This is a genomic window from Alkalibacter mobilis (assembly GCF_015594845.1).
Lineage (GTDB): Bacteria > Bacillota > Clostridia > Eubacteriales > Alkalibacteraceae > Alkalibacter > Alkalibacter mobilis.
On sequence record NZ_JADNRK010000042.1, the window covers coordinates 1 to 8,825 of the forward strand.

The 8,825-nt window shown below is 39.8% G+C and carries 12 protein-coding genes and 1 tRNA gene; 1 reads left to right on the top strand and 12 read right to left on the bottom strand.

The features are described 5' to 3' along the window. Window positions 1-146: 146 nt before the first annotated feature. From IWB18_RS11930 to IWB18_RS11975, 10 genes are all read right to left on the bottom strand, one after another. The gene (locus tag IWB18_RS11930; protein WP_195683847.1) at window positions 147-866 is read right to left on the bottom strand and encodes a PHP domain-containing protein; all 720 of its coding nucleotides are present in this window, start codon (window positions 864-866) and stop codon (window positions 147-149) included. Then, on the bottom strand, window positions 863-1,207 hold the full coding sequence (locus IWB18_RS11935; RefSeq protein WP_195683848.1) for a DRTGG domain-containing protein: 345 nt from the start codon (window positions 1,205-1,207) through the stop codon (window positions 863-865). The genes IWB18_RS11930 and IWB18_RS11935 overlap by 4 nt, the downstream gene beginning before the upstream one ends. A 4-nt stretch (window positions 1,208-1,211) precedes the next feature. After that, the gene (locus IWB18_RS11940; RefSeq protein ID WP_195683849.1) at window positions 1,212-2,522 is read right to left on the bottom strand and encodes a [Fe-Fe] hydrogenase large subunit C-terminal domain-containing protein; all 1,311 of its coding nucleotides are present in this window, start codon (window positions 2,520-2,522) and stop codon (window positions 1,212-1,214) included. Between the two features lie 22 nt (window positions 2,523-2,544). Beyond that, on the bottom strand, window positions 2,545-2,967 hold the full coding sequence (locus IWB18_RS11945) for an ATP-binding protein (protein ID WP_225877848.1): 423 nt from the start codon (window positions 2,965-2,967) through the stop codon (window positions 2,545-2,547). A gap of 2 nt (window positions 2,968-2,969) precedes the next feature. Beyond that, window positions 2,970-3,314 carry a DRTGG domain-containing protein gene (locus tag IWB18_RS11950; RefSeq protein ID WP_195683850.1) on the bottom strand — a complete coding sequence of 115 codons (345 nt, stop codon included), beginning with the start codon at window positions 3,312-3,314 and terminating at the stop codon, window positions 2,970-2,972. A gap of 226 nt (window positions 3,315-3,540) precedes the next feature. Next, window positions 3,541-3,627: transfer RNA gene (locus IWB18_RS11955), tRNA-Leu, on the bottom strand. Window positions 3,628-3,692: 65 nt separating this feature from the next. Beyond that, window positions 3,693-4,298, bottom strand: coding sequence for a dephospho-CoA kinase (coaE, locus tag IWB18_RS11960; RefSeq protein ID WP_195683851.1), 606 nt, complete (start codon window positions 4,296-4,298; stop codon window positions 3,693-3,695). An 8-nt stretch (window positions 4,299-4,306) separates the two neighbouring features. Continuing rightward, window positions 4,307-5,710 carry an aminopeptidase gene (locus tag IWB18_RS11965; RefSeq protein ID WP_195683852.1) on the bottom strand — a complete coding sequence of 468 codons (1,404 nt, stop codon included), beginning with the start codon at window positions 5,708-5,710 and terminating at the stop codon, window positions 4,307-4,309. Between the two features lie 15 nt (window positions 5,711-5,725). Continuing rightward, window positions 5,726-5,896, bottom strand: a complete 171-nt coding sequence (locus tag IWB18_RS11970) for a DUF896 domain-containing protein (RefSeq protein WP_195683853.1) — start codon at window positions 5,894-5,896, stop codon at window positions 5,726-5,728. 112 nt (window positions 5,897-6,008) lie between these two features. Continuing rightward, window positions 6,009-6,275: an HPr family phosphocarrier protein gene (locus tag IWB18_RS11975; protein WP_195683854.1), complete on the bottom strand. Its 267-nt coding sequence runs from the start codon at window positions 6,273-6,275 to the stop codon at window positions 6,009-6,011. A gap of 147 nt (window positions 6,276-6,422) precedes the next feature. On the opposite strand from IWB18_RS11975, the gene IWB18_RS11980 reads away from it, so the two are divergent. Beyond that, window positions 6,423-6,617 carry a DUF1858 domain-containing protein gene (locus tag IWB18_RS11980; protein WP_195683855.1) on the top strand — a complete coding sequence of 65 codons (195 nt, stop codon included), beginning with the start codon at window positions 6,423-6,425 and terminating at the stop codon, window positions 6,615-6,617. Between the two features lie 106 nt (window positions 6,618-6,723). Here the strand turns inward: IWB18_RS11980 and IWB18_RS11985 are convergent, their stop codons facing one another. Both IWB18_RS11985 and pyrR read right to left on the bottom strand, forming a co-directional pair. Beyond that, a complete protein-coding gene (locus IWB18_RS11985) occupies window positions 6,724-7,965 on the bottom strand; it encodes a uracil-xanthine permease family protein (protein ID WP_195683856.1) in 1,242 nt (413 codons plus the stop codon). Continuing rightward, window positions 7,962-8,504, bottom strand: a complete 543-nt coding sequence (pyrR, locus tag IWB18_RS11990) for a bifunctional pyr operon transcriptional regulator/uracil phosphoribosyltransferase PyrR (protein WP_195683857.1) — start codon at window positions 8,502-8,504, stop codon at window positions 7,962-7,964. Before pyrR ends, IWB18_RS11985 begins: the two co-directional genes overlap by 4 nt. Between the last annotated feature and the right edge of the window lie 321 nt (window positions 8,505-8,825).

The window sequence follows — 8,825 nt, forward strand, 5'->3', positions numbered from 1 at the left end:
ACTCATAACTTCAACTTTGCCTTGATTTTTTCTTTCAAATCTCAAGGTCTATTTGTCATGCACTTTTTTATTGATTCTGTCGAAGTTTCTTATTATTTATCGATTGACATATTACCAGATTGCTTTCGATTTGAAATAAACTCCAATCAAACTCTCAATTTTTCAATGATGCAGCTTGCGGATGGTTCATCCAGATGCATAAAAAATTCTCTTTCAAATATGTCGTGAAGATAATGGGCATCGGAAGATCTTATCGTCTTGTACTTTTGTATCATCTTGTCCAGCAGCAGATTTTCACCCAATTTGTACCTGCGGGATAATTCCACATATTTGATGTCCATGTCATGTGGAATAAAACCCAGGTTGGAAACCAAACTAAAGCTCTTTCTGTCCAGATGGGCAGGAACCACAACTCCGCCTATTTCAGTACAAATTTTTTGTAAGTCCGATATAGAAATGTCTGCAGCTGAAATCAAAAGTTTTCTTACATTTCCAATTATTTCATCATCTTGATCCAAGATATTTTGAGCTCCAAAATATTTTTCATCATTGACTATTTCAGGCAAAGATGCGTAAATGATCTCGTCCAGTTGCATGGCTTTCTCAACCTTGTCAAAATAAGCAAGGGCGTGGATCTCTTCCTTTGTGTTTACCTCAATTGCAGGCAAAAGCCCGATCCCCGCCGCCTTTGCCACCTTTTGGACTGCAGGTAGATTTTTTGCGCTATTGTGGTCAGCAACTGCAATTACATCCAAACCTTTCAAAACTGCCATATTGACTATGTTGTTGGGTGTCATGTCAACATCTCCGCAAGGTGAGAGACACGAATGGATATGAAGGTCCACTGCAAAAGGTTTCAATTTCATTTATCGATTTTTTCCTTAAGGACGCAGGCAATACTGAACGCATCTAATTCAGTGGTGATTATGGGAATACCTTCCGATTCGGATTTGGACTTGGTGTTCTCATCAGGTTCCAGTCCTTCTGGAAGAATTATGCATGACATTTCCAGCAACACTGCGACAGCCACAATATTGATATGGGTTTGAACGGTTATCCAGGCACAGTTGCTGTCCGAATGGGACATTACCCAGCTTAACAAGTCACCAATGTAGACATTTTCTATCTGCTTGTCCAATTCTTCAACACTGTTTGACAAGATGAAGCGCTGATCTTCCAACAGATTTTTTACAGTTAATCCACTCATCGAGTTACTCCTTCCAAAGCCAACAAGACTTGTCCGACAAGTCCATATTGTTTCTTAAGTTTTTTATTGCCTCTCTCATTACAAATATGCAATCTTCTTCTTTTGCAAATCCCCTGACCACATCTTCAGCAAATGCCTTGCAGTTAGGCGAGCCACAAGACCCGCAATTTATTCCAGGCAAAGCTTTTTCAACCTTGGAAATATCATCCATCATTTTGATCGCCTTTTTAAAATCTTTATGTATCGGTTTTTCCGGCATTGGTTTGATTTCTTCATATCGGTCAAGAAATCCGGATTCATAATAATATCTTATCATTTCATCTGTAATGTCGTTCTTGCTGTTTATATTTTCCCTTGCTCTGTCGTAGATCCTCTTTTTTGCTATATATGCGTTTTCAACAGTAAAACATCCACCGACGCAGCCTCCTATGCATGACATCCCTTCAAAGAAGTCCAATTCAGGTAGCCTTCCCCCCTCTATTTCATCCAGGACATCTATGACATTGTGGATCCCGTCGACACTGATTATCTGCTTGTCGGAAATAAAACTTGACTCTCCCCCACTCTGTGCCCACTGTAAACCTCTAGAAGTCGAATGCTGTAGCTCTTCTTCTTTTATGCATTTTAACCTGTGCAAAATATCAGGATAAATATCCGATATCGCAATAGCCGCATCAACACTGGACTTTGAATTGTCCCAGGATATGTAATGGTGGATAGTCGTGGTTTTTGCAGCGCATGGAGTTATAAATATGATACCTATATCCTCGTCCTTCATATGAACGACTTCAGTTAAACGTTTTCTAACGATCCTGGCTGTTATTTCCATTGGAAGATCAAGAGTCATCAGATTGTTGACCAATTCCGGAAACCTAACTTGGATCATTCTAACTACAGCAGGACAAGCGGTTGATATCAAAGGCTTTTGAACATTTGCGTTTCTAAGTTCATACTTTATTGCCTCTCCAAGGATTTCAGCACCGTAAGCCATCTCTTGGACTTCATCGAAACCTATGCTTTTTAGTGCCGATAGGATCCGGTTGATACTGAACTCGGTTTTAAACTGGGATATCAGTGTTGGAGAAGGTATGGCAACCTTGTATTTGTACTTTTTAAGAATGTCTACCGTATCTGTTACCGCTTTTCTAGCACCGTTAGGACATACTCTTATACATTCGCCGCAATCAATGCATCTGTCTGAGATTATTACTGCTTTCCCGTCTCTGATCCTGCACGCCTCAGTAGGACAATGCCTCAGACATGTAGTACAGCCGTTGCACTTTTCCTCATCCAAATAAACCGAATGTTTACTCATATCGTTCACCGCCTTATTAACCTCACAACCAAAATGTCATCTTGATTTTGGTCCCCTGAGGTACTATGGATTCGATTTCAAAAACATCGGAGCATTTTTTCATGTTTGGGAGCCCCATCCCCGCACCGAATCCCATCTCTCTGATTTCAGCAGAAGCCGTTGACCAACCTTCAGTCATGGCTAGCGCAATATCTTCTATTCCTGGGCCGTAGTCCTGAGTGCAAACGACTACTTTATCGCTGTCAATTTTTGCTGATATCTTTCCACCCTGGGAATGTATCGCTATATTCATTTCAGCTTCGTATGATGCAATAGCTATTCTTCTGATTATCTTGGGATCCACCCCAATCCGTTGAAGTGTTCTTTTGATAATTCTCGAAACGTCACCAGCAACTACAAAATCTCTATTGTCAACATTGTATTCCATTTCATATATATTAGTCATTTCTATTTTATCTCTCCAAGTCCTTCTTTATACAATCTGCCGCAACACTCATAAAGCGACAAGGGTGTTTTCATGACTACCATATCCAGTTCGTCTGCTTCCTCTATGAACCTTTCATCGGGAATTTTGTCCCATACGAAAATCAAGTACTGAATATTTGCCATTTCAGCTGTTTTCAAAACATGGATGTTGGTCAAGCCTGTCATCAGGATCATGTCTTCCTCGACCAATCTTAAAACTTCACTCATTAAATCGCAACCACAGGCTTTTGAAACTTCGCGATCCAGCTTGTCTTCACCGCAAAGCACTTCAGCTTCGATTATTTCCTTGATTTGACTCAATTTCATAAACTTCCTCCTCATTGACCGGTCTGAATACATAATATCGGATATACCGCCCAAATTCAAGTTGAGACTTTGATGCCAAAAATTATGGATCGCATATCAAAGGCCTTTTTATAAATCCATTTTATCATAAAAATCATGCATTTTGTCCTATGAAAGGTGCTTTACAGATTATAATCTGCTTAAACTAAGCTATTTTACATTTTTTACCAGCAAAAGGGTAAAAAAATGGTGCGAAGGGGGGGACTTGAACCCCCACGGAATTTCTTCCACATGCCCCTCAAGCATGCGCGTCTGCCGGTTCCGCCACCCTCGCACGATGTTTATAATATCTTTTGTCAACTGTTGCACAAAAGATATTATAAACCCTATCTATACAATTTACAAGTAGATTTTGGACACTTTTTCCCACAAATGAATTACAGAAGCTTTCAATTCATCCAATGTGCCATCATTCCAAAAGATATAATCTGCATGTTTTTCCTTTGTCTCGTCGTCCAATTGAGCCTTTATGCGCTTTAAAGCTTCTTCTCTGCTAATATTGTTTCTTTGAATGATCCTGTATATCCTGTCTTCAATAGGAGCGCGTACAAGTAAAACCTTGTTGACCTGATGAAATAAATTTTCTTCTATCAAAAGCGGACAATCGTAAAGCACAAATTTTTCACCTTTTTCCGTCAGATGTTTCACTTTTTCATAAAACAACTTCTCCACTATGGGATGTACGATGGTGTTAAGGATCTCCAATTTGGATCTATCGTTGAACACGATACTCCCCAGGACTTTTCTGTCCAATCGACCACCTTCATCGATCACAGAGTCACCAAAGAATTTGAATATTTGTTTTTCCCCTTCAGACCCGGTTTCAACAGCCTTTCTTGCCAATAAATCCGCATCTATCACTGAGATTTTTATATTTTTGCTGAAGATTTTTGATATCTCACTTTTCCCGGATCCGATCCCTCCGGTCAAACCCATAATAAACATCTTCGTACCTACAAATTGCTTTCAAAAAAGGCTTTAAAGGCTTTGTAAAGCATATGCACATCGCCTTTTGAAGCCAACTCCCAAGGAGAATGCATACTCAATAGCGCTATGCCGCAATCCAAAACATCCATTCCGTAAACCGCAGGAATAAACGCAATGGTCCCCCCGCCACCGAGGTCTATCTTTCCCAGTTCACCAATTTGCCATATAATCTTGTTTTTATTGAAAAGGCCTCTTATCTCGGCTAAAAATTCCGGGTGTGCATCATTGCTTGATGATTTCCCCCTGGATCCGGTGTACTTTGTGATCACCACGCCTTCTCCCAGACAGGCACCATTGTACTTGTCATGTGTATTGGGAAAGTTTGGATCCATGGCTGCATTAACATCTGCAGATAAAAACTTCGATCTTTGCAAAGATCTTCTAAAAATCAATTCTATGTTTCCTTCAGCCGAATTTTGAAGAACTTCATAGATAAAGTTCTCGAAGAATTTTGAGCTCATGCTGGTATCACCTACACTGCCGATCTCTTCCTTGTCGGCAAAAACAGCCATTATGGATTTTCCGCTGTTTTCCGCATGAAAAGCTGCCATTAGAGATGCATATGCGCAAACCCTGTCATCCTGTCCATAAGCTCCAATCATGCTACGGTCCAATCCAGCATCTCTGGCCTTTCCAGCCGGAACGATTTCAAATTCTGATGAAATGAAATCTTCTTCTACAATATTATATTTCTCATTTAATAGAGAAAGTATCGCATCTTTAAACCTTTCCTTTTTTCCCTTGTCTTCATGAGGCATGCTTCCCATCAGAACGTTGAGCATTTCTCCTTCTATTGCTTCACTGATTTTCTTTTCATTTTGTTCTTTTGACAAATGGGGCAACAAATCTGTAATAAAGAAAACCGGATCCCCGTCTTCTTCTCCTACAGATACATTGATTTTAGTACCGTCTTCCTTAACAACCACACCATGTAATGCAAGTGGCATGGTGATCCATTGATACTTTTTTATACCACCGTAATAATGAGTCTTGAAAAAAGCAAGCTTTCCATCTTCATACAACGGTGACTGCTTAAGATCCAGCCTGGGAGCATCTATGTGTGATCCTACCACTAAAAATCCTTTTTCCGGATCTGTGGATCCCATTTTGAAAAGAATAGCCTGTTTCCCTTTGAATTGCGCGTATACTTTGTCACCGGGCTTGATTTTAATATGGTTCTCAACAAAGTGATCCAAATTTTTGAATCCCTCACGTTCTGCCAGTGTTATGATTGCTTCAACGGATTCTCTCTCAGTTTTCCCCTTATCCAGGAATTTCTTATATCCTTCTGAAAATTCAAAAACTTCTCTTTTTGTATTTTCATTTGCATCCCATACGTTGGCTTTTGTTCTTGATAAATTTTCCGTCATTGCTGCAACCTCCTCCTAATCAACTATTTCTATGTTATCAAGTTGAGATCTGAAATTTTTTCTAAAGCTTTCCAGATATTCTTCTCTTAATTTCTTTTGTTCGGCTGCTTCCTCGTCGGTCAATCCAGCCGTTTTCTTTTTTTGAGCCAATTCATTTATCCTCTTGATTTTTTCTTCACTTAACATTTTTTACCTCCAAATCTATCTAATACATTATCATATCATATTTTATAATAAATGTAATCTTTGACGGCATTTTGATTCCGGACAAAAAAAAAGATAATTCTCATTATCTTTTCTATTCGTCATCCAAATCTGATTCCAACAGTTTAACCAAAGCATCCAATGCTTCCTGTTCATCCGATCCGGATGCTTCGATAGTTATTTCCGTGCCTTTATCTACCCCCAGGACCATTACCCCCATGATACTTTTGGCACTGACGGTGGCAGTATCTTTTTTGATATATATATCGCTTTTGAATCTGTTTGCCATCTCAACAAATTTTGCTGCTGGTCTGGCGTGCAGCCCCTGTCTGTTATTGATTTTTACAGCCTTGAAAACCATTACAACACCCCTTCAAACTTATTGCCCACTTCATTTAATTATACATGTTATTTAAAATTTATCAAATATTTTAGTCAAAAATTATTGGCTGATATTCCATTTTAAAGACTCTGTGATATAATATATGTAATTTGGAGGTGAACATCTATGAAAATCACAAAAGAAATGGATATAATGTCCGCAGTTGACAACTACCCGGAAACTGTTGACGTTTTTCAAAGATTCGGTATGCATTGCTTTGGTTGTATGGCCGCAAGATTTGAAAACATCGAGCAAGGTGCATCAGCTCACGGAATCGACGTTGACATTTTAATTGAAGCCCTTAACGAAGCAGTTAAGTAATTTTACTATTAATAAGTTTGGGCATTCAACGAAATGAGACGAATTTTTCAATGTAAAATAAATTTCCCGAGGTATAACACCCCGGGAAATTTTTTATTTATGCTGTTTAAATATCAGACGGAAGCAGCTTGTTCAGGACTATACCCAAAAACGCTGCAATTGCCAACCCTGAAAGAGACAATGTTCCCCAGACAAATATATTGTCGATGGCTATTCCAGTTACAAGAATCAATGATGATATAATCAGATTTCTGCTGTGAGCAAAGTCCAACTGGGCTTCTACCATTGTTCTGACTCCCACGCTTGCTATCATTCCGAACAATATGATGCTTACACCGCCCATAACAGCAGTTGGAATGCTGTTTATCAGTGCCCCGAATTTTCCGATCATGCTTAGAATTACTGCAAAAATTGCGGCCAGTCTCAGAACAGAAGGATCATATACCTTCGTAACGGCCAGAACACCGGTATTTTCACTGTAGGTGGTATTAGCAGGTCCGCCTAAAAATCCGGCAATTACAGTAGCAAGTCCATCGCCCAACATTGTTCTATGTACGCCTGGATCTTTGAAAAAATCTTTGCCTACAACAGCTCCATTTGTAGTTATATCCCCAAAATGCTCTATGAAAATAACCATTGCTATTGGCGCTATTGCCGTTATTGCTGAAATGTTGAATTCAGGAAGGGTCGTTACCGTTTCCCAGGAAACACCCGCCATTCCCAGCCAGGCTGCATCCATGATTCCCGTTGTGTCAACCATTCCCATAAGAGCTGCAGTCACGTAACCTACAATAACTGAAATCAGAATAGGTACCAGCTTGAAAAAGCCTTTGGCAAATATCGAAATTGCCACCATGGTAAGTATTACTACTGATGCGACTATTATCGACTCGGCATCCACGTGACCCATGGATGTTGCCCCGTCAAAAGAGTATCCTGCCATGCTTAAGGCGACCGGACTTAGTCTTAGTCCGATTACTATTATTACAGGCCCTGTAACGATGGGCGGAAAGAATGATCTTACTTTTTCAGCACCGGCCAATTGAATAATAATTGCCATAATAATATATACTAAACCGGCTCCGATAACGCCTCCCTTTACCGCTCCTATCCCATATTGGGAAAGAGTCATTGCCAAAGCTCCTATGAAAGCAAAACTTGAGCCCAGGAAGACCGGGACCTTTCTGCCTGTGACCAAGTGAAAAATCAAAGTTCCCAGACCAGCACTCAATAGCGCTACTGAAGTATCCATTCCAGTCAATATCGGAACAAGCACCGTAGCTCCGAACATGGCCAAAAGATGTTGAAATCCTAAAATCGCTTTTTTACCCCCGGTTAATGTGTTCATTTTGCTCCTCCTTTTTTAGTTAACAAAACACCGTCTCTATCATCTTGCTCTTTCAATAAAACTCTGATGGTTTCATCTCTGGATGTAGGCACGTTTTTCCCTGCATAATCAGGACGTATCGGAAGTTCCCTGTGACCTCTGTCTACGATGACCGCCAACTGTATCTTCTGAGGTCTTCCTTTGTCCATGACAGCATTGATAGCCGCTCTGCATGTCCTGCCGGTATAGATCACATCATCTACCAACACAACATTTTTATCCTGAACGTCAATGTCTATTATGTTTTCTGTCCTGCATTTGCCGTCTTTTTTCTTGTCGTCCCTGTAATCCGTTATGTCTACGGATCCCAATACGACATCCCCGCTTTCAAACGACCGAATATTTTCTGCGATCCTTCGAGCGATGGGCATTCCCCTGGTTTTTATCCCGACTATGACCAGATTTTCGGTCCCTTTGTTTTTTTCCACGATTTCGTGGGAAATTCGCGTTATAGCCCTGTTCAACGCATTTTCATCCATGATTTCTATTATTTCAGCCATGGTTGCCTCCCTTCCACCAAAGTATCGGAGTACCGGTAATCCGCACAAAAAAAAATCTTTTTACGGCAAGGTAAAAAGATTCTAGATACACTGATATGCATCACCTTACCAGCCTCACAGGACCAACTTAAAGGTAAATTCCTTAATAAGTGTACAATAAATTTTAACAGTTGTAAATAAATTTGATAATATTCTGTTGTTAACTTGTGATAATGTCACCTTTAGATTCACTTGATAAAATGTCACATTCTATTAAACTGAAAATATGAAAAAAGGATGGATCACTTTGTCGCAAGAGCAGTTAAAGACCTATAAGGTCAT